This is a genomic window from Collimonas sp. OK412 (genome assembly GCF_900112135.1).
Taxonomy (GTDB): Bacteria; Pseudomonadota; Gammaproteobacteria; order Burkholderiales; family Burkholderiaceae_D; genus Collimonas; species Collimonas rhizosphaerae.
The window spans coordinates 24,187-45,061 of record NZ_FOLC01000006.1 but is presented as its reverse complement, the minus strand read 5'-3'; the positions used below and the strand labels follow the sequence as shown (position 1 = coordinate 45,061).

The window sequence follows — 20,875 nt, the reverse complement described above, 5'->3', positions numbered from 1 at the left end:
AATGTTCATAGGAGTCACCCCATGATGCAATTAAAAGATCCCTCATTGTTCCGCCAGCAAGCCTATGTCAACGGCGAGTGGTGCGGCGCCGACAGCGGCGCCACGCATCCCGTGACCAATCCGGCCACCGGCGAAACCATCGGCAGCGTGCCGCTGATGGGCGCTGCCGAAACCAGGCGCGCGATCGCCGCAGCCAACGAAGCCTGGCGCCAGTGGCGGCGCAAGACCGCCAAGGAACGCAGCATCGTGCTGCGCAAATGGAACGACCTGATGCTGGCCAACCTGGACGACCTGGCGCTGATCATGACGGTCGAGCAAGGCAAGCCGCTGGCTGAAGCCAAAGGGGAAATCGCCTACGCCGCATCGTTCATCGAATGGTTCGCGGAAGAGGGCAAGCGCGCCGGCGGCGACACCATTCCATCGCCGTCGCCGAGTTCGCGGATCGTGGTGGTGAAAGAGCCGATCGGCGTTTGCGCGGCGATCACGCCATGGAATTTCCCGGCCGCGATGATCACCCGCAAAGCCGGTCCGGCGCTGGCCGCCGGCTGCACCATGGTGCTCAAGCCGGCCGAATCGACGCCGTTCTCGGCGCTGGCGCTGGCGGTGCTGGCCGAGCGCGCAGGCATCCCGGCCGGCGTGTTCAGCGTGGTGACCGGCTCTGCCCGTGAAATCGGCGCCGAAATGACCAGCAACCCGGTGGTGCGCAAGCTCACCTTTACCGGTTCTACCGGCGTCGGCCGTTTGCTGATGGAACAATGCGCGGCCACTATCAAGAAACTGTCGCTGGAGCTGGGCGGCAATGCGCCGTTCATCGTGTTCGACGACGCCGACCTGGATGCCGCCGTCGAAGGCGCAATGGCCTCCAAATACCGTAACGCCGGCCAGACCTGCGTCTGCGCCAACCGCTTGTATGTGCAGGATGGCATCTACGATGCATTCGCTGAAAAACTGGTGGCCGCGGTGGCTAAGCTGAAGGTCGGCAACGGCCAGCAAGAGGGCGTCACGCAAGGTCCCCTGATCGACCAGAAGGCGGTCGCCAAGGTCGAGCAGCATATCGCCGATGCGGTGGCGAAAGGCGCGCGCATCCTGGCCGGCGGCAAGCGCCATGCACTCGGCCAGAGTTTCTTCGAACCGACCGTGCTGGTCGATGTGACTTCCGACATGATGGTGGCGCGCGAAGAGACTTTCGGTCCGATGGCGCCGCTGTTCCGCTTCAAGACTGACGACGAAGTGCTGGCGCTGGCCAACGACACCGAATTCGGCCTTGCCAGCTATTTCTATTCGCGCGATATCGGCCGCATCTGGCGCGTCGCCGAGGGCCTGGAAAGCGGCATGGTCGGCATCAATACCGGCCTGATCTCGAATGAAGTGGCGCCGTTCGGCGGCGTCAAGCAATCGGGCCTGGGGCGTGAGGGGTCGAAATACGGGATCGAAGATTACCAGGTGATCAAGTACCTGTGCATGGGCGGGATCTGACGTTACCCGCGCGCCGCCTTGCATGCATTTACGCCCAGCAAGCCGTGCCTCCAAGGCACGGCGTTTCGCAAAAATCCAACACTTTTCCGGCCGGCAGCCGCATTTTGAGGTCGGAATCTGGTAGCGCTAACACAAATAAATCGCCGTTGATATAATGTTGCTTCGCACCATGGCCCCGGTGCGCGCCTTTGACCGCCGCGCTTTCCTGCTGTTCGGCGGTTCCATTTCCGGACGATCATCATGCTGTCTTTGCCCCTGTTTGCCCTTGCTGTTGCCGCTTTCGGCATCGGTACGACGGAGTTCGTCATCATGGGCTTGCTGCCCGATGTCGCACGCGACCTGGGGGTGACGATCCCGGCGGCGGGCATGCTGGTGACCGGTTATGCGCTGGGCGTGACGATAGGGGCGCCGATCGTGGCCATCGCCACCGCCAACATGCCGCGCCGGACGGCGCTGCTGAGCCTGATCGGCCTGTTCATCATCGGCAATGTGCTATGCGCCTTGTCGCCGAATTATGTGGTGCTGATGCTGGCGCGCGTGGTGACAGCGTTTTGCCACGGCGCATTTTTCGGCATCGGCTCGGTGGTGGCGGCCGGACTGGTGGCGCCGAACCGGCGCGCGCAGGCGATCGCCCTGATGTTTGCCGGCCTGACCCTGGCCAATGTGCTGGGCGTGCCGTTCGGCACCGCCCTCGGGCAACAGCTGGGCTGGCGCTCGACGTTCTGGGCGGTGACCGTGATCGGGGTGCTGGCGGCGATTGCGCTGGCGCTGTGGCTGCCGAAGAAAATCGAGATGCAAAAGACCAGCCTGCTGCAGGAATTCGCGGTGCTCAAGGACAAGCAGGTACTGATGGTGCTGGCGATCAGCGCACTGGCGTCGGCCAGCCTGTTTTCGGTATTCACCTACATCACGCCGATCCTGGAAGACGTCACCGGGCTGACGCCGCATGCCGTGACGCTGGTGCTGCTGGTGTTCGGCCTCGGCCTGACAGTCGGCAGCGCGCTTGGCGGCAAGCTGGCCGACTGGCGCCTGATGCAGTCGCTGATCTGGTTCCTGGTGGCGCTGGCGATCGTCCTGACGGTATTCACCCTGACCATGCGCACGCCGCTGCCGGCGGTGATCACGATCTTCATCTGGGGCGTGCTGGCGTTTGCGATCGTGCCGCCGCTGCAGATGCTGGTGGTGGAACGCGCCAGCGCCGCGCCTAACCTGGCTTCGACCCTGAACCAGGGCGCTTTCAACCTCGGCAATGCGAGCGGCGCCTGGTTCGGCGGCATGGCGATCAGCGCCGGCTTCCAGCTGACCACCTTGCCTTACGTCGGCGTGGTGGTAGTGGTCGCGGCGCTGGGTTTGACCTTGTGGTCGGCTTCGATCGAGCGCAACAACGGCCTGGCGATGACCCCTAGCGAATAAGCGCCGGCCCTGTTCCTACCAGGGTTTCTTGCCCAGGATCTTCTCGCCCAGCTCGCTCAGCTGCGCCAAGGGATAGCGGGTCTTCTCCCATTCGCGCGGGTCGCCGGGAAAGGCGTAGCTGTCCGGCGGCGTCCGCTGCGTCCAGCTTGCTACCCGCCAATTTCTCAATTCTGCTTCTTCCTCGCGCGCCGGCGTAAACGCGATGTACTGCGCCAGCCGCACCTGGTCGGCCGAGGTGTTGGGGCGGATGCCGTGCGCCAGCAAGCTGTTGAAAATCAGCAGGTCGCCCGCCTGCATCGGTACGAACCGCACTTGCCAAGGCAGCGATTCCACATCCGGGCGCCACGGGTTGCGATCCTTGGGCGCAGTCTTGCGCCACTCGGCGAAATGTTTGAACAGCTCAGGAATACATTGAAAACCGCCGCTTTCCGGCGTCGTATCCGATAACGCCAGCACGCCCTGCACATTCACCGGCAGCGGCTCCAGCGAGGTGTCGGCATCCCAGTGGATGAAGCCGCCGAAACGCCGCGCGCCCTGGTTCGGCGTGTTCAGGTTGGCGCGGTCTATGGTTACCCACAGGTCTTCGCGGTCCCAGATGTCGACGAAGGCGTCGACCATGCGCGGCGTCTGGCGGTTGTCCCAGAACGTCTGGTGGTGATAAGCCTCGACCATGCCGGAGCCGTTCAGCTCTTTCATTTCATGGTCGCGCAGTTGCGCGCGGTTCCAGGTGTCGGGCGCGTTGCGGTCCAGCTCCTGGAACTCCCACAAAAAATCGACCGTGCGCTGTACCTGTTCGGCGCTGACCGCCTGCTTGACGATGACGTAGCCATAGGTTTGCCAGTGCTGGAAATCGGCGGCCGACAATACCCGCAGCGGCAGGGTTTTCCGTATGTCGCGCAGCTGCTCCTGGTCGGGGTAGAGCACGGATGGATTGCTGAGAGGTTGCTTGGCGGCAGCGTAAGGCTGGTTCATGAAGGTCTCCGGGTTGGTGTTGTCGGCTGGGCCTGGTTTGATTGCAGCTCGATTCTCTGCCGTCGGACGCCAGCCGATTTCGCCGCAACTGCCGCTTATTGATACTATCCTGATGTAATTATCCATCGGAAGGTCAGAATGCGACCGCAATATGAGCACCTCACCCTGTCTCCCGGCCATTCCTGGCAGCTGTTGTGGCGCGAATTGCCCGAGTTGCCGTTTCTCTGGCATTACCATCCAGAGTTCGAGCTGACCCTGACCTTGAACGCGCGCGGCCAGCGTTACGTAGGCGACCATCTGGCCGATTTCGGCGATGGCGACCTGATATTGCTGGGGCCGAACCTGCCGCACACCTGGTCGGCCAGCGAGCGGATCGCGCCGGCGCAGCAGATGCTGGCGGTGGTGGTCTGGTTTTCGCGCGACTGGCTGGTCCAGCTGCAAACCAGCTTGCCAGAACTGGCCGGCCTGCTGCAGCTGGGCAAGCGGGCCGACAGGGGATTGCAGTTTTCCGCCGCCACCGCGGCCCGCGCCAGGCCGCTCATGCTGCGCATGGAAAAACTGGCGCCGGCGCAGCGCTTGCCCATCTTGCTGGAGTTGTTGCTGCTGCTGGCGCAAGACGAACTGGCGCAGCCGCTGGCTTCGGTGGCTTCCGCCGCGATCGCGGTGGATACGCAGCGCCAGCGCATGGGACGGGTGCTGGACTATATGCACGCCCATTTCCAGGCGGCGCTGCCGGTAGAGCTGCTGGCCGAGCGCGCTGCGCTGTCGGTAGGGGCTTTCCACCGCTTCTTCAAGCGCCACACGCAGCTGACGGTAACCGCTTACCTGGCCCAGCTGCGGATAGGCAGCGCCTGCCAGCAACTGATCCAGACCGACAAGGCGATAGGGGTGATTGCGCAGGAAGCGGGCTACCGCAACCTGGCCCATTTCAACCGCCAGTTCCGCGCGGCCAAGGGTGTCAGCCCACGCGAATTCAAGCAAAGATACAGATAACAGCTATCTATGGCAGAGTGCAGGCACTTACTTCATGTTGATGAATCTAGCCGGCGGGTATCGCTGAGCGAGCCCATTCGAGATCGCTGCTAAGCCAGCGCGCAGCTTCGCTTTGCTGCTCCTGCTTGCTCCAGATCAGGTCGACGCTTTTCAGGAAAGCCGGCTCCTGGTATTCATGCGCCAGGATTTTCAAGCCCTCGCGCACGCCGTTTTCCTGCATTGCGTGCTGCGGCAGGAAGGCCCAGCCCATGCCGCGCCTGAGCAGGTCCAGCAGCAATTCCGGGCTTTCGATGCGCCACATGATTTCGCTGTAGCGGCCGAAGATGGATGCGTCGCCGCCGTCGCGGCTGGAAGCCAGCAATTGCCGGTGCTGCGCCAGGTCGCCGTTATGCACTTGCGGCAGGCGGCTCAGCGCATGGCCGGCCGCCGCCACCGGCACGAATTGCAGCTGGCCCAGCGAGCAGGCGTTGAAGTCGCTGGGCATGGGATCGACCGTGACTGCAATGGCAATATCCAGCAAGCCGCGCCGCATCAGGTCGGTGGCGTCGATGCTGGTGGGGCGGAACAATTCCAGCTGCAGCTGCGGGAAACGCCGTTCCAGCTCCGCGCACAAGGCATGGCTGCGGGCCAGCGGCAAAGCCTGGTCGATGCCCAGGCGCAGGCGATGGCCATGGCCTGCGCTCAGGCTGTGCGCCTTGCGTTCCAGGTTGCCGGCCGCGGTCAGTGTCGAGCGGGCGAAACCCAGCAGCACCGCGCCGTCCGCGGTCAGGGCCAGGTGATGCAGGTCGCGCTCGAACAGGCGCGTACCCATGTCCACTTCGAGATTGGACAGCGCGGTGCTGACCGTCGACTGCGCCTTGCCCAGGCGGCGCGCGGCCGCGGACAGGCTGCCGCAGTCGGCGATGGTGGCGAATACCAGCAGGTTTTCCAGAGTCATAGGGTAGGCGCGAAGCAGGGCGTTATCGACAAAACAGATGACCGTTAATTATGGCATGGCGTATATCGTGATTAGTATGCATCGGCAGCCATGCAACTACTCAGGAGACGGGCATGATTACCGAAGCAAAACAAAACGCGCTGGACTGGGTGGACGGCAATGCCCGCCAGCTGTCGGACTGGCACCAGACCATCTGGCACTACGCCGAACCGGCTTTCCGCGAATACAAGTCGAGCGCCTGGTATGTCGCCAAATTGCGCGAATACGGGTTCGAGGTCGAAACCGGCAGCGGCGGCATGCCGACCGCGTTTGTCGCCACTTTCAAGAACGGCGCCGGTCCCACCATCGCCACCTATGCCGAGTACGATGCGGTGCCCGGCAACTGCCAGGCGGCGTCGACCAGGAAGGAGCCGCGCGCGGGTTTGTCCAAATACGCGCCGGGCCATACCGATCCGCATTCGGCGCTGGGCATCAGCGCGCTCGGCGGCGCGCTGGCGGCGCGGGACGCCATGCTGAAATCCGGCATCCAGGGCACGCTCAAGGTGTTTGGCGAGCCGGCCGAAAAATTGCGCGCATCGAAACCCATCCACGCCGCCAAGGGTTATTACGACACGCTCGACGCGGCGGTGAGTTTCCATCCGACTTACATGCTGCCGCTCTGCAATACCACGGTCTGGGACGCCCACTGCGGCGTCGGCTACAACTATATCTACACCTTCACCTGCGACGCGCCGGAAAACTGGATCGCCGCCGACAAGTTCAGCCCGATCCCGCAAAACCACCTGGCCGCGCGCGCTCCCGGCGCCAGCGATGCGCTGGTGCTGTTCTACAACCTCAACGAGAGCCTGCGCCGCTCGATGCTGCCGGCCACCGGCCTGTGGAGTTTCAACGAAGCGATCCTGTGCGCCGGCCAGGCCACCGCCGATAACCTGACGCCGCATGTGTCGCAAATCAATTTCATGCTGCGCACCGACTCTGTCGAACAGGCCGAGATCATCAGCCAGGTAATGGACAACAATGCCGAAGCTGCCGCCAAGGCAACCTTCTGCGAATGGAAGAAAACCTGGGTCAGCAAATCGCGCGGCGGCTTGCCGAACCACGTGATGGCGCGCGCCACCTACGACAACATGGTGCTGGCCGGGCCGCCGAGGTGGGACGGCGAAGCGATTCGCATCGCGCAGGAAATCCAGCGCAACCTCGGCCACGAACCGATGGAAAAACCGTTCCTGGCGGTCACCGAAGAATTGATCGACCCCGAAGACTGCGAGCGCGAATTGCGCAAGCAGATGCCGGCCTGGCAAAAATACCTGACCTCGGACGATTACACTGACTACACCTGGCATTGCCCGACCGTACGGCTGTATGTGGCGCGGCCGATGCTGGCGGCGCCGCGCGGCTTTGTATACCCGGACTGGGTAGCCAACGCGCTCGGCGGAATTCCCGCCACCATCGATCCGATGATCCAGTCCGCCGCCAAGACCATCGCGGCAACCCTGGTCGATCTGTTCAGCAACCCGGTGCTGTTGCAGGCCGCCGGCGATGAATTCAAGGAACGCACCGGCGGCGGCATCGGCGGCAGCAACTGGCAGGCGCCGCTGCTGCCGAAGGATTTCAAGGTGCCGCACCAGTACCGCTGGCCGGAATACATCACGACGGTGCGCGGCGAAGAGTGGACCATTCCGTGGCGCGACGATGAATAAGCGCGGCTAGCGGCGCGGCACGCCTGGCAGCACGCACAGCATTTCATACGCCAGGTTGGCGCCCAGCAGGGCAGTGGTGCCAACCGGATCGTAAGGCGGCGACACCTCGACCAGGTCGGCGCCGACGATGTCCAGGCCCCAGGCGCCGCGGATGATTTCCAGCGCCTGCGGCACGCTCAGGCCGGCGATTTCCGGGGTGCCGGTGCCGGGCGCATAGGCCGGGTCGATGCCATCGATGTCAAAACTCAGGTAGACCGGGCCGCCGGCCACGCGGGCCCGCACTTCTTCCATCAGCGGCGCCAGCGATTTGTTCCAGCATTCTTCCACCTGCACCACCTTGAAACCCTGGTCGCGGCACCAGTCGAAATCTTCCGCGGTGTAGCCGGTGCCGCGCAAGCCTATCTGCACCACGCGCCGGCAATCCAGCAAGCCTTCTTCCACCGCGCGCCGGAACGGCGTGCCGTGCGCGATCTTTTCTCCGAACATGGTGTCGTTGACGTCGGCATGGGCGTCGACGTGGATCAGGCCGATCTTGCCGTATTTGCGGTGCAGCGCGCGCAGGATCGGCAGCGCGATGGTGTGGTCGCCGCCCAGCGAGATCGGACGGCAGCCGGAGGCGACGATGCTGTCGTAGGCGGTCTCGATCAGCCTGATCGAATCCAGCAGATTGTAGGGATTGATCGCGACGTCGCCCAGGTCGGCGATGCGCAGCGCATCGAAAGGCGCAGCGCGGGTCGCCATGTTGTAAGGCCGCAGCAGCACCGATTCGGTACGGATCTGGCGCGGGCCGAAGCGGGTGCCGGAGCGGTTCGAGGTGCCGAGGTCGAACGGTACGCCGACAAAACAGGCGTCCAGTTCCGCACTGCTGGCGACGTGCGGCAAACGCATCATGGTGGCGATGCCGCCGAAACGCGGCATGTCGTTGCCGCCTAGCGGTTGATAGAGAGGGGTTTCCGACATGGTCGTCTCCGGGAAGGAATGGGGGGATTGAATACCAGCCACTCTAGCCGCAAATAACATTAATAAAAATGCGTGTAATCGAATATTTACATTGATCAGGATAGATGTATGATCGACCTGACCTCCTTATTTCCGACCTGGCATGCTCAATCAGCTATCCGACCTCGACCTGCGCCTTATCCGTGTATTCCTGTCGGTGCTTGACGCCGGCGGCATTTCCGCCGCGCAGACCGCCCTGAACGTCAGCCAGTCCACCATCAGCACCCAGCTGGCGACGCTGGAAACCCGGCTCGGGTTCCGTTTGTGCGAGCGCGGCCGGGCCGGATTCCGGCTGACGCCGCGCGGCGAGCAGTTCGCCCAGTCCAGCCGCCGGCTGCTGGAAAACATCGACCACTTTTGCCTCGATGCGCGCCAGATCGGCCGCAAGCTGGCCGGGCAGCTGCACCTGGGTTTGATCGGCCACGCCGCCATGAGCGCCAACGCGCGCCTGGGCCAGGCCATCGCCCGCTTTCGCGCGCGGGATGAGGCGGTTATGCTGTCGCTGGCGGTGCTGGCTCCCGGCCAGCTGGAAGAAGAGGTGACCAACGGCCGCCTCGACCTCGGCATCGGCTATTTCTGGCATCGTCTGCCGAGCCTGGAATACCTGCCGTTGTATACGGAACACCAGGTGGCGTACTGCGCCGCCGCGCATCCGTTGTTCAAGCAGGCCGGAAAACTGACGACCGCGGCATTGGCGCAGCACGACTGGGTCTGGCGCAGCTATCCGCTGCCAGAGGCCGACGGCCCGGGCGGCGTATTTTCGCCGGCGCGCGTGACGGCGCTGGCCGACAACATGGAAGCGGTCGCGGTCCTGATCCTGTCGGGACAGCATCTCGGTTTCCTGCCCCGGCACTTCGCCGCGCCTTTGGTAGAGCAAGGATTGCTGGCGGCGCTCAATCCGGCGCTGCTGTCCTATGAGGTCACCTTGCACATGGTCGTGCGCCGCCAATCGAGCCGCGGCGAAGTGCTGCAAGCGTTCCTGGATGACATGGTGGCGGTGCACCGGCAACCGGGGTAATCGCAGACATATGCATGGCATGCGAGGAACCGCTGTCGCGGCCGCCGGTTTGGGTGAGATAATGAGGCGTTATCACACGCATCCAGATCGCCTCTTATGTCACAATTCGCTCCGCTCAAGAACGATACTTTCCTGCGCGCGCTGCTGCGCCAGCCAACCGACTACACGCCCCTGTGGCTGATGCGCCAGGCTGGCCGCTACCTGCCGGAGTACCGTAAAACCCGCAGCCGCGCCGGATCCTTCATGGGACTGGCGACCAATCCCGACTACGCTACCGAAGTCACGCTGCAGCCGCTCGACCGTTTCCCGCTGGACGCCGCGATCCTGTTCTCCGACATCCTCACGGTGCCGGACGCCATGGGCCTGGGCCTGTATTTCGCCGACGGCGAAGGCCCTAAGTTCTATCGCCCATTGCGCGATGAAAAGGACGTGATGGCGCTGCAAAGCCCTGACTTGGGCAAGCTGGATTATGTGTTCAAGGCGGTTACGCAAATCCGCACGGAACTCAACGGCCGGGTGCCGCTGATCGGTTTTGCCGGCAGCCCGTGGACCCTGGCTTGCTACATGGTCGAGGGCGAGGGTTCGCGCGAATTCCATACCGTCAAGACCATGCTGTACAACCGCCCTGACCTGATGCACCACGTGCTGAGCACCAATGCGGCGGCGGTAGCGGCCTATCTGAATGCGCAAATCGACGCCGGCGCCCAGGCCGTGATGATTTTCGATTCCTGGGGCGGGGCGCTGGCGGACGGTGCTTACCAGGAGTTTTCGCTGAATTACATGCGCCAGGTGGTGTCCCAGCTGCAGCGCGAAAAGGACGGCGTGCCGATTCCGGCGATCGTATTTACCAAGGGCGGCGGCCTGTGGCTGGAACAGATTGCCGATATCGGCGCCGATGCCGTCGGCCTCGACTGGACCGTCAACCTGGCCGAGGCGCGGGCCCGCATCGGCCAGCGCGTTGCCTTGCAGGGCAATCTCGATCCGGCAGTGCTGTTTGCCAATCCGGAACAGATCCGCAGCGAAGTCGAGCGCCTGCTGAATTCCTTTGGCGCACCGCAAGCCGGCAGCGGCCACGTGTTCAACCTGGGTCACGGCATTTCGCAATTCACGCCGCCGGAATCGGTTGCCGTCATGGTGGACGCGGTCCACGAAATCAGCCGTAAATTGCGCGGATAGAAGCTTGCCGGCGCCATGTAACGGCTGCTACCTGCTGAAGCACGCTGTTACACAACGCCATGCATAACACATTCGTAAGCAATCCGGAGATTGGCGCGCGATAGTTATGCACAAAATAAATCTGCTGCACCACGGAAATTATTTATATCTATATTTTTTATTTTGCACTTGGGTCTGTTTTGTAAGCATTTGATTTTAAAGGGTTTATTTTCTGCTTTTAGTTTAGGCAATTTATTGAAACCCGCATCAAATATGAGGCTGCAGCCTGTCAAGAGCAGGTTACCCACAAAGTTATCCACAGACATTGTGGATAATTTGAAAAGCGCTTATGAAACCGATGCTTAGGGCACTTCCTCATGTTTTACATTAAGTGGAATCTTAGAAATTAGGGTTTACCCTCGATTTCCCTCAGTTGACACCGGGCTAATTTTTCCGGTGCGAAACTAGGCGATGCTGCCTCAAAAAGTGACATGGTGGTGCATTGGGATGGATTTGAATGTAGCCAGGATTGTTACCTTGCCATTTCCCGGTTGTTACCTTTTTATGCTTTGTTTTGGGGCGTCTCGAATTTAGTTATGCACATAATTTTGTTTCCGCAAGGATTTTTTTTAAGGACGGAAATTTTTTTGCTTTCTGGAATGATCAATTTAAGTCTTTGATTGTAAATAGTATTTTTATTGATACTGGTTTGGGCAAGAGCCTGAACATGCCGTAAACAGGCGCTTTCAGGTTGTTTACGCAACCTTGTCCACAAAGTTATCCACAGATCTTGTGGATATTTTTAAAAGCACTTATGAAACCGATAGTTAGCTTATTTCCTCGGGAATTACATTAAGTTCGTGAAACAAAGCATTCTCCAAATCGTCCTCGATACTCCCTTGGATAGCAGTTTCGACTATCGCTGGCAGGCCAGCGACGACAGCGAGCCTACGCCGCAAATCGGGCAGCTGGTCCAGCTTTCGTTCGGCCGGCGGGAAGTGGTCGGCATGATCGTCGGCACCAGCGCCGAGAGCGACGTTCCCGCCGAAAAATTGAAAAACGTGCAAGCGGTGCGCCACCAGCTGCCGCCGCTGTCGCCCCAATGGCTGGCCTTGTGCCGTTTTGCCGCCGATTATTATCAGCGGCCGCTGGGCGAAGTGGCGCTGCCCGGCCTGCCGAAAAACCTGCGTGCGTTGACCACCGTGGCGCTGGACCGCGGCTTGAAGAAGTTGCAGCAAAGCGGCGCCGCGCACGACGCCACGCCGATCGACGTGGCGCAGCTGAATCCGGCGCAGCAGCAGGCTGCCGACGCGATTGCCGGCGCCAGCGGTTTTGCGCCGACGCTGCTGTACGGCGTCACCGGCAGCGGCAAGACCGAAGTCTACCTGCAGGCCGCGGCGCAGATCCTGGCGCACAACGAAGGCGGCGCCGACAACCCGTCGCAGATCCTGATCCTAGTGCCGGAAATTAATTTGACGCCGCAGCTGGAGGGGAACATCCGCGCCCGTTTCCCCGGCGTGATGGTGGCGACCCTGCACAGCGGCCTGGCGGAAGGCGAGCGCATGCGCCATTGGCTGGCGGCGCACCTGGGGCAAGCGCGGATCATCCTCGGCACCCGGCTGGCGGTGCTGGCTTCCCTGCCGCACCTGAAGCTGATCGTCATCGACGAAGAGCACGATCCATCCTACAAACAGCAAGAGGGCTTGCGTTATTCGGCGCGCGACCTGGCCGTGTGGCGCGCCCACCAGCTGGGGATCCCGATCGTGCTGGGCTCGGCCACGCCGTCGCTGGAAACCTGGCACCACACGCAATCGGGACGCTACCGGAAGCTGGAACTGCGCGAGCGCGCGGTCAAGGATGCGGTGTTGCCGCTGGTGCGCCGGATCGACATGGAGCGCGACAAACCCAGCGAAGGACTGACCTCGACCCTGGTCAGCGCCCTCAAGCAAAGGCTGGAGCGCGGCGAACAGTCGCTGCTGTTCCTGAACCGGCGCGGCTACGCCCCGGTAATTGCCTGCGACGCCTGCGGCTGGGTCAGCAACTGTACCCGCTGCACCTCTTTCATGGTGCTGCATAAACCCGAGCACCGCCTGCGTTGCCATCATTGCAGCCTGGAGCTGAGGATCCCGAAATCCTGTCCGACCTGCGGCAATGTCGACCTGCAGCCGCTGGGGCGCGGCACGCAACGGCTGGAAGAGGGACTGCAAGCGATGTTCCCGGAAGCGCGGGTGCTGCGCATCGATGCCGACTCGACGCGCCGCAAAGGCAGCGCGCAGGCTGCTTTCGACAGCGTGCACCGGGGCGAAGTGGATATCCTGATCGGCACCCAGATGGTCGCCAAGGGGCATGATTTCAAGAACCTGACCCTGGTCGGCATCCTGAATCCCGACACGGCGCTGTTTTCCCACGACTATCGCGCCAGCGAGCGCCTGTTTGCGCAACTGATGCAGGTGGCGGGGCGCGCCGGCCGCGCGGCGCAGAAAGAGGGCGGCAGCGCCAGCGAGGTGCTGATCCAGACGCGTTATCCACAGCATCCCCTGTACGCGGCGGTGATCGCCCACGATTACGATCGCTTCGCCACTTCACTGCTGGAGGAGCGTGCGCAAGCCTGCTTGCCGCCTTATATTTATCAAGCGTTGCTAAGGGCCGAGGCGAAGGAGCTGGAAACCGCGATCGAGTTCTTGCAGCAGGCGGCCAATTGCATCGAGCACGGCGGCATCACCATGCATGATCCGATTCCGATGACCATGACCCGGGTCGCCAACGTCGACCGCGCGCAATTGCTGATCGAGTGCCCGTCGCGTCCCGGCCTGCAGGCTTTCCTGACGGACTGGATGGCTCAGCTGCGGCAGATCAGGACGCGCGCCAAATGGTCGCTGGAAGTGGATCCGGTGGATATCTGACCCGGCCCTAGGGCCTGTCCCCATTTGATTTGGGAGATGCGTTCAAACCAAAACGTGTGGTGGCAAGGCGCGTGGCGTAGCAGGGGCAGGTCGCCCCTGCAAGCCATGCAACGCGGCCAGCGCACGTTTTGGTTTGAACCCTTCGGGAACGGCTGCAGGCGTCGCATGCCGTTGTTGCTTCTCCTTGCCGTAGCACCGCTACGTCGCGTCGTCGCGCCTAGGCCTGCAACGCCTGCCGCGCGTTCGCACTCCCAAATCAAATGGGGACAGGCCCTAGTGTCTTTGCTCGGGCACCGAGCGGGAAAAGATCCGCACCACGGAATCCATGTGCGCCCGCATGGCGCGCCGCGCCGCCACTGCATCGCGCGCCTGCAGCGCTTCCAGGATGAGCTGGTGTTCATGTTCCGAACGGTTCGGCATGTCTTTCGAGCTGTACAGCGTTTGCAGGCGCTGGAACATCATGCCGTATTTGCGTCCCAGCAAGTGGCTGACCAGCAGCAGGTAAGCCGGGTTGCCGCTGGCTTCGGCGATGCGGATATGGAACAGGCGGTCGCCGGGATGGGTATGCGAGCCGCTGCGGTTATCCTCGACATTGCGTGCATACGCCTCGGCGATATTGCGCAGCTGTTCATCGCTGGCGTTGACCGCGGCCAGCGCCGCCGTCTCGGGTTCCACCAGGCGCCGCGCCTGCAGCAGCTTGAACGGCGGGATTTCATCATCCAGTCCCAGGTTGATTTCCAGGTCCAGCTCCGGATCGATTTCCCAGCCGCTGCGGTGCGCTGCCTGCTGCAGGGCCGGCGCCTGGTTGCCGTTGTTGCGCGCTGCTTCGTCTTCATTGCGCGGCAACACCATCACGCCATTGCCGACGCGGACGCTGACGATGCCGATCACTTCCAGTGCGATCAGGGCTTCGCGCACCGAAGTGCGGCTGACGCCGAACTGCTTGGCCAGTTCGCGTTCGGGCGGCAGGTTGTCGCCGGGACCGTATTCGCCGCGGTCGATCATGTCGCGCAGCTGGTCGGCGATTTGCTGGTACAGGCGGCGGTTATGTATAACTTGTATGGGCATGGCAGTAAGGAAAGAGATTTTTCATATTGTGCCACGGCGCGATTGCTGTGAACCTAGGCAAATGGCGTCGGCGCCTGTCCGGTCGTCAATAAATGACGGCAGCGGGTTGCCGGTCCGGTTGCTCGCTGAATTTCCGCTGTGCTAGTATTGGTCCAGCCAATGAACCTTTTCAGTATAAAATATTAACCCGAGTAAATCCAGAAAATCGGAGGCAGCCGTATGAGATTGCAAGGAAAACGCATTTTGGTGACTGCGGCCGGGCAGGGCATCGGCCGCGCCAGCGCCCTGATGTTTGCACGCGAAGGAGCGCAGGTGCTGGCGGCCGATATCAACCCCGGTTCTTTGGCGGAAACCGCCAGTGCCGCAAGCGCCGCCGGCCATCCGCTGCGGACGGTGCAGCTCGATGTCACCGACGCCGCCGCGGTGACGGCGCTGGCGCAAGCAGAGCAAAGTTTCGACGTGCTGTTCAATTGCGCCGGTTTTGTCCATCACGGCAGCATCCTTGATTGCAGCGAACAGGATTGGGATTTCTCATGGGATCTCAACGTCTCTTCCATGTACCGCCTGATCCGCGCGCTGCTGCCAGGCATGCTGGCCAGGGGCGGCGGCTCCATCATCAACATGGCGTCGGCGGCCTCCAGCGTCAAAGGCGTGCCCAACCGTTTCGTCTACGGCGCCACCAAGGCGGCAGTAATCGGCCTGACCAAGGCGGTTGCGGCGGATTTTGTCGCCAAGGGCATCCGCTGCAATGCGATTTGTCCCGGCACGGTCGAGTCACCGTCGCTGCGGCAGCGGATTGCCGAACAGGCGCGCCAGCAAGACGTCGATATCGCACAGATCGAAGCCGCGTTTGTCGCCCGCCAGCCGATGGGACGGGTGGGCAAGGCCGAAGAAATCGCCGCGCTGGCGCTGTACCTGGCTTCGGATGAATCGGCGTTTACCACCGGCGCGATCCATGTGATCGACGGCGGCTGGTCCAACTGACCTGCGCGCCCGCGCAGCCACCCTACACTCTATCTAGTTAGCGAGCTTCGACAATATGCGTTACTGCCTGGCGCTGGACCTGAAGGACGATCCTGGCCTGATCGGCCGCTATGAGGAGTTGCACCACCACATCTGGCCCGAGATCGCGGTCCATCTGCGGTTGCATGGCGTGCTCGGCATGGAAATCTATCGCCTTGGCACGCGCCTGGTGATGCTGATGGAAACCGACGACGCGGTTTACAGCCCGGAGCGTATGGCCGAAGCCGCGCGCAGCAATCCCAAGGTGCAGCAATGGGAAACCCTGATGTGGGAATTCCAGGCCGCCACCCCGTGGACCCCTGCCGGAGAAAAATGGGTGGCGATGACGCAGATTTTTGACCTCAGGCTGCAGCCCTGAACCGCGTCAGCTTCCTTCACCCTCATCGCTGTCCTCGTTATCCGTCTGAAACCAGTCGCCGCACCCCGGCGGCTGGACGATATCGCCGCTCACCGCGGCGCAGTAGCGGCCCAGTGCGATGTCGCTGTCCAGGCCCAGTTTCTTCATCGCCGACGCTTTTTGCAAGCTGACCGTTTTCACGCTCTTGCTCAGGCGCTGGGCAATATCGCGCAAGCTGTTGCCCGCCACATACAGGCGCAGCACTTCCGTTTCGCGTGGGCTCGGAATGCGGCTTTTGGCCTGGCCGTTGATACCGTTCTGCAACAAGGCCTGGAAAGACGGCCCTACATAAGGCGAGCCGTTGCCCAGGTGGCGGATGGTCTTGCCGAGTTCGGGGATTTCATCGCTTTTGTGCAGCAAGCCGTTCGCGCCGCTATTGACGATCTGGTACAGCACCAGCGGAAACGCATTCATGGTCAGCACCACCAGCCAGGTTTGCGGATGATGGCGCCTGATATAGGACAGCAGGTGCAAACCGTCGCTGACGCGCACCATCGGCATCGAAAATTCGGTGATGACCAGGTCGCAAGGCGTCGATTCCAGGCATCTGACCAGCGCATCCGAACTGGTCACGCTGGCCACGACGCGGCAATCCGGCACATGGTTGAGGTAATTGCGCACCCCTGCGGTAAATACGGGGTGATCGTCCGCCAGAACAATCTTCACAATGATTACTCCACAGAAAATAACAGACAGGATCGGAGCCGGCCCGGAAGAATCTCAAAACGCGCCAGCGCGGTTTGCAGCGAGATCGATTTTAGTTATTCCATTGTTACCTTGTTTATTAGACTACGAAATTACGAAATTTACTTATATATTTAATAATATGTAAACCTGATACTTCCTATTCAATAACGATAAGTAGAAACCTATAAAGAGGACACCAAGGCGGACGCCAAGGTAGACATCATTCACCAGCCGTGGAGAGACAATTTCATGATCAGGATCATCCTGGCCGACGACCAGCCGGCCATCATTTCCGGGACACGCCAATATATCGAGCAGATGCCGGGCTTTACCGTAGTGGCGGCGGTCTCTTCGACGGCAGAACTGTCGGAGCGATTGCGAGATACGCCATGCGACCTGCTGGTCACGGAATTTTCATTGCCGATGAATCGCATCGGCTGCGGCTGCGCGTTGTTCTGCCAGCTGAAGCACGATTACCCGTCCCTGGAGCTGATCGTGCTGACGATGATCGACATACCGGCGGTGCTGTACCAGATCGTCCATTGCGGCGTGAAAGGGCTGGTGCACAAAAGCGACGAGATAAGCGAGCTCGGCCGCGCCTTGCAGGAAGGTTCGCCCGCGGCGCCGTATATCGCCAAGTCAGCGCTGCGGATGCTGAAAAAAGGTCCTAACGGCAGGCTGCCGACCAGGCGCGAAACGGAAGTGCTGAAGATGTACGTGGTCGGCAACAGCCTGCGGGAAATCGCCGACCGGCTTAACAAGAGCGTCAAGACCGTGGGTTTGCAAAAAGCGTCGGCGATGAGAAAAATGGGCCTGCGCAACGACATCGAACTGGGCAGGTATTCCTGCACGATGGGCAAGATAGAGCAGCCGCCCTGACGGTTTTTTTTGGACGGATCGCGGCGCATTGGAGACTTCATGCTGTCGAAGCCGTTATACTTGGTGGACTAGCCGGCAAGCCTGGCAGACAGAAAGCAAGTTCCATGAACGGTATCAAGCAAGAATCCAATTCCCCCAATCCGCAAGCGTCCAAGCACGAAATCCGCCCCGGCCAGTCGATAGAGTTGCTCAAAGAGTTACATATCCTGACGCGCGACGGCAAATTGAACCAGGACAGCCGCCGCAAGCTCAAGCAGGTATATCATTTATATCAATTCATTGAGCCGCTGCTGCAGGAGATCCAGCAAGAACAGGGCGGGGTGCAGCTGGTCGACCATGGCGCCGGCAAGTCGTACCTGGGATTTATCCTGTATGACCTGTTTTTCAAGACGCTGACCGACGACTCGCACATTTTCGGTATCGAAACCCGCGAAGAACTGGTCAAGAAGTCGCAGGAACTGGCGCAGCGCCTGGAGTTTCCGGGCATGTCTTTCCTCAATTTGTCGGTGGCGGAATCGATAGGATCGGTTTTGCTGCCTGGCCGCATCGATGTCGTCACAGCATTGCACGCATGCAATACCGCGACTGACGATGCGATCGAATTTGGTTTGAAGAAACAAGCGCGTTTCATGGTGCTGGTGCCTTGCTGCCAGGCGGAAGTGGCTTCCGTACTGAAGAAGAACAAGGGTAAATCGCTGGCGAAAGAAGCGCTGACCGAAATCTGGCGCCATCCGCTGCACACGCGCGAATTCGGCAGCCAGGTCACCAACGTGCTGCGCTGCCTGCAGCTGGAAGCGCATGGTTATCAAGTCAGCGTCACGGAACTGGTCGGCTGGGAGCACTCCATGAAAAATGAACTGATCATTGCCAGCTACAAAGACCTGCCGCGCAAGCGGCCGACCGAGCGCCTGCAAGAAGTACTGCACACCCTGGGGCTGGAAGAAATGCAAGAACGTTTTTTCACCGCGCCCTGAACGACGCAACTTGATTAAAAGCGGAGATCCATCCTAATCATTTTGCAGCATTTGCCTGCCGCAAGCGGGCCGTCCACCATCGCATCACTTAACCTGAGGAGAGTGACATGAGTAAGACGAGTAGTTCACATGCCGTTAAAGAGTTCACCAAGGCCCCGCCGACGGAGGAAGGGCTGACAGAAACCGTGCAGCACATTACGGCTGGCGTCGGCGAGTTCAGTGTCCTCAACCCCGCTGCGCGCGCAGCATTAGTCCTCAAGGTTACGGAGCAGTGGGAACAGGATTTCATCGTTAAATTCCATATTCCCTCGGATCGTGCGAAGGCCGGCGAAGAATATGCCGCCATCGAGCAGGGCGACAAATATCCGAGCTTGTCGGATTCAGTGCGCGAAGCCGTGCTGCAGCGCTTCGATGATCGCTACGGCGACGGCGGGCCGCGATTGTGGTCAGCATTGAACGGCAAGTGAACCCGCGCCCTGTGTGCTTTCAGGGCGCAGCAAACCGACTCTTCCGCATCATGTGCATGTCCGAAAACCGCTAGACACTGATAAATATTGGCGCGATCATGGTCCGATGGAACTCGATCACGACACCTGCTACCGGGCGCTGGCCAGCCGCGACGCGCGCTTTGACGGACGATTTTTCATCGGCGTCAAAACCACCGGCATCTACTGCCGCCCGATTTGCCCCGCGCGTACCGCCAAATCAGAAAACGTGCTGTTCTTTCCCACTGCCGCCGCCGCGCAGGAAGCGGGTTTTCGTCCTTGCCTGCGCTGCCGCCCGGAAGCGGCGCCCGATTCCGGCGCCTGGCGCGGGGTTGCCAACAGCGGCGTATCCGATACCGTGACGCGCGCATTGGCGCTGATCGAAATGGGAGCGCTGGATGACAACGGGATGGCTGCGCTGGTCGAACGCCTTGGCGTCGGCGAGCGGCAATTGCGCCGCCTGTTTGCCCAGCACCTGGGAGCGTCGCCGGTAGCCGTGGCGCAGACGCGCAGGGTGCTGCTGGCCAAGCAGCTGATCCACGAAACCCGCATGCCGATCACCGAAATCGCTTTCGCTGCAGGCTTTGGCAGCATCCGCCGTTTCAACGAAGTGTTCCTTGACCTGTTCCAGCGCCCGCCAAGCGCATTGCGCCATGGCAGCCGGCCAGAGCAATCGGCGCAGGCCGGGGTAACGCTGCTGCTGCGTTATCGTCCGCCCTACGATTGGCCGGCCATGCTGGCATTCCTGAGCGCGCGCGCCATCGCCGGCGTGGAACTGGTGGCCGACGGCTGTTACTACCGCAGCATCTGCCTCGACGGCGTGCATGGGACGATTGCCGTCCGGCCCGGCGAAGGCCATGCCCTGCAAGCCACCATCCGTTTTCCCCAACTGTCGTCGTTATCCGCCATCATCGCTCGTCTGCGCAGGATGTTCGACCTCGCGGCCGATCCGGAAATCATCAGCCGGCAACTGTCGGCAGATCCCTTGATGGCCAGGCTGACCGCCGCCCGGCCGGGCCTGCGCGTACCAGGCTGCTGGGACGGTTTCGAACAGGCGATGCGCGCGGTGCTGGGCCAGCAGATCACCGTGGCCGGCGCCATCAGGCTGGCCGGCAAGCTGGTAGTGCAGCATGGCGAAACGCTCCGCGATCCCAGCCCGGACCGGCCCGGATTGACCCACGTATTCCCGCAAGCGGCGCGGGTGGCGGCCGCCGACCTGGCGCCGCTGGGCATGCCGAAAGCGCGCGCCGCAACCATGTCCGCGATAGCCGCAGCGCTGGTGGCCGACCCGCAGCTGCTGGATACGTGCGCCAGCCTGCAGGAAGCCGTGCTGAAATTGCGCGTGCTGCCGGGCATAGGCGATTGGACCGCGCACTACATGGCGCTCCGCCATCTGCGCGAGACCGATGCGTTTCCGGCGGCGGATGTCGCGTTGATGAATGCGGTTGCGCTGCATGAGGGCGTCCGGCCGAACGTAAAGGAACTGACCGCGCGAGCAGAAGCCTGGCGGCCATGGCGTGCCTATGCGGCACAACATCTTTGGTCGTCGCTAGTCTGACCGGGAAAATTTTTCAGGTAATCAAGCGCTGACGAGAGTTATCGTAAGTTGTTGATTTTATTGGTGCGGCTGGCTGGAATCGAACCAGTGATCTGTGGCTTCGGAGGCCTAAAATATAGTAAGGTTTTATAAGGCTATTAAAGATTTTTTGCTTTTATTGGCACAAATTTGGCACGCTGATGGCAGTTAGCAATCACTTATTCCAAATTTATGGCGACGATACGCAAAAAGGGTTAAC

The 20,875-nt window shown here is 61.4% G+C and carries 19 protein-coding genes; 13 read left to right on the top strand and 6 right to left on the bottom strand.

Going from position 1 to position 20,875, the window contains the following annotated elements:
• Positions 1-21: 21 nt before the first annotated feature.
• Both gabD and BM062_RS08475 read left to right on the top strand, forming a co-directional pair.
• Positions 22-1,476, top strand: coding sequence for an NADP-dependent succinate-semialdehyde dehydrogenase (gene gabD, locus BM062_RS08480; protein ID WP_092395783.1), 1,455 nt, complete (start codon positions 22-24; stop codon positions 1,474-1,476).
• A gap of 243 nt (positions 1,477-1,719) precedes the next feature.
• Positions 1,720-2,889, top strand: a complete 1,170-nt coding sequence (locus tag BM062_RS08475; protein ID WP_092396110.1) for an MFS transporter — start codon at positions 1,720-1,722, stop codon at positions 2,887-2,889.
• A gap of 15 nt (positions 2,890-2,904) precedes the next feature.
• Here the strand turns inward: BM062_RS08475 and BM062_RS08470 are convergent, their stop codons facing one another.
• Positions 2,905-3,861 carry a phytanoyl-CoA dioxygenase family protein gene (locus tag BM062_RS08470; protein ID WP_254785006.1) on the bottom strand — a complete coding sequence of 319 codons (957 nt, stop codon included), beginning with the start codon at positions 3,859-3,861 and terminating at the stop codon, positions 2,905-2,907.
• Positions 3,862-3,999: 138 nt separating this feature from the next.
• Between BM062_RS08470 and BM062_RS08465 the strand changes: the two genes are divergently transcribed.
• Positions 4,000-4,854: a helix-turn-helix domain-containing protein gene (locus tag BM062_RS08465; protein WP_092396106.1), complete on the top strand. Its 855-nt coding sequence runs from the start codon at positions 4,000-4,002 to the stop codon at positions 4,852-4,854.
• Positions 4,855-4,900: 46 nt separating this feature from the next.
• On the opposite strand, the gene BM062_RS08460 is transcribed toward BM062_RS08465, so the two are convergent.
• Complete coding sequence (locus BM062_RS08460) at positions 4,901-5,791, bottom strand: LysR family transcriptional regulator (protein WP_092395781.1); 891 nt, start codon at positions 5,789-5,791, stop codon at positions 4,901-4,903.
• 113 nt (positions 5,792-5,904) lie between these two features.
• On the opposite strand from BM062_RS08460, the gene BM062_RS08455 reads away from it, so the two are divergent.
• A complete protein-coding gene (locus BM062_RS08455; RefSeq protein ID WP_254785005.1) occupies positions 5,905-7,491 on the top strand; it encodes a zinc-binding metallopeptidase family protein in 1,587 nt (528 codons plus the stop codon).
• Positions 7,492-7,497: 6 nt separating this feature from the next.
• On the opposite strand, the gene speB is transcribed toward BM062_RS08455, so the two are convergent.
• Positions 7,498-8,451 carry an agmatinase gene (gene speB, locus BM062_RS08450; RefSeq protein WP_092395779.1) on the bottom strand — a complete coding sequence of 318 codons (954 nt, stop codon included), beginning with the start codon at positions 8,449-8,451 and terminating at the stop codon, positions 7,498-7,500.
• Between the two features lie 142 nt (positions 8,452-8,593).
• Between speB and BM062_RS08445 the strand changes: the two genes are divergently transcribed.
• Together BM062_RS08445 and hemE are read left to right on the top strand one after the other, a co-directional pair.
• Complete coding sequence (locus BM062_RS08445; protein ID WP_092395777.1) at positions 8,594-9,508, top strand: LysR family transcriptional regulator; 915 nt, start codon at positions 8,594-8,596, stop codon at positions 9,506-9,508.
• Positions 9,509-9,604: 96 nt separating this feature from the next.
• The gene (gene hemE / locus BM062_RS08440; RefSeq protein ID WP_092395775.1) at positions 9,605-10,684 is read left to right on the top strand and encodes a uroporphyrinogen decarboxylase; all 1,080 of its coding nucleotides are present in this window, start codon (positions 9,605-9,607) and stop codon (positions 10,682-10,684) included.
• Between the two features lie 104 nt (positions 10,685-10,788).
• Here hemE and BM062_RS24985 read toward each other — a convergent pair whose 3' ends face one another.
• Complete coding sequence (locus BM062_RS24985) at positions 10,789-10,971, bottom strand: hypothetical protein (protein ID WP_139220013.1); 183 nt, start codon at positions 10,969-10,971, stop codon at positions 10,789-10,791.
• Between the two features lie 552 nt (positions 10,972-11,523).
• Between BM062_RS24985 and BM062_RS08435 the strand changes: the two genes are divergently transcribed.
• Complete coding sequence (locus BM062_RS08435) at positions 11,524-13,566, top strand: primosomal protein N' (RefSeq protein ID WP_092395773.1); 2,043 nt, start codon at positions 11,524-11,526, stop codon at positions 13,564-13,566.
• Positions 13,567-13,839: 273 nt separating this feature from the next.
• On the opposite strand, the gene BM062_RS08430 is transcribed toward BM062_RS08435, so the two are convergent.
• Entirely contained in the window at positions 13,840-14,634 is a 795-nt protein-coding gene (locus BM062_RS08430) for a FadR/GntR family transcriptional regulator (protein ID WP_092395771.1), read from the bottom strand.
• 219 nt (positions 14,635-14,853) lie between these two features.
• Between BM062_RS08430 and BM062_RS08425 the strand changes: the two genes are divergently transcribed.
• Both BM062_RS08425 and BM062_RS08420 read left to right on the top strand, forming a co-directional pair.
• Positions 14,854-15,618: an SDR family oxidoreductase gene (locus BM062_RS08425; protein WP_092395769.1), complete on the top strand. Its 765-nt coding sequence runs from the start codon at positions 14,854-14,856 to the stop codon at positions 15,616-15,618.
• Between the two features lie 55 nt (positions 15,619-15,673).
• Positions 15,674-16,015, top strand: coding sequence for an L-rhamnose mutarotase (locus BM062_RS08420; protein WP_092395767.1), 342 nt, complete (start codon positions 15,674-15,676; stop codon positions 16,013-16,015).
• A 6-nt stretch (positions 16,016-16,021) separates the two neighbouring features.
• Here BM062_RS08420 and BM062_RS08415 read toward each other — a convergent pair whose 3' ends face one another.
• Positions 16,022-16,720 carry a response regulator gene (locus BM062_RS08415; RefSeq protein ID WP_092395765.1) on the bottom strand — a complete coding sequence of 233 codons (699 nt, stop codon included), beginning with the start codon at positions 16,718-16,720 and terminating at the stop codon, positions 16,022-16,024.
• A gap of 270 nt (positions 16,721-16,990) precedes the next feature.
• Here BM062_RS08415 and BM062_RS08410 point away from each other — a divergent pair, with 270 nt between their 5' ends.
• The 4 genes from BM062_RS08410 to BM062_RS08395 all read left to right on the top strand — a co-directional run bounded on the left by BM062_RS08410 (position 16,991) and on the right by BM062_RS08395 (position 20,637).
• Positions 16,991-17,620, top strand: coding sequence for a response regulator (locus BM062_RS08410; protein ID WP_092395763.1), 630 nt, complete (start codon positions 16,991-16,993; stop codon positions 17,618-17,620).
• A gap of 104 nt (positions 17,621-17,724) precedes the next feature.
• On the top strand, positions 17,725-18,594 hold the full coding sequence (locus BM062_RS08405) for a class I SAM-dependent methyltransferase (protein ID WP_092395761.1): 870 nt from the start codon (positions 17,725-17,727) through the stop codon (positions 18,592-18,594).
• 107 nt (positions 18,595-18,701) lie between these two features.
• Positions 18,702-19,061, top strand: a complete 360-nt coding sequence (locus BM062_RS08400) for a hypothetical protein (protein WP_092395759.1) — start codon at positions 18,702-18,704, stop codon at positions 19,059-19,061.
• A gap of 106 nt (positions 19,062-19,167) precedes the next feature.
• Entirely contained in the window at positions 19,168-20,637 is a 1,470-nt protein-coding gene (locus BM062_RS08395) for a DNA-3-methyladenine glycosylase 2 family protein (RefSeq protein ID WP_092395757.1), read from the top strand.
• Positions 20,638-20,875: the final 238 nt, after the last annotated feature.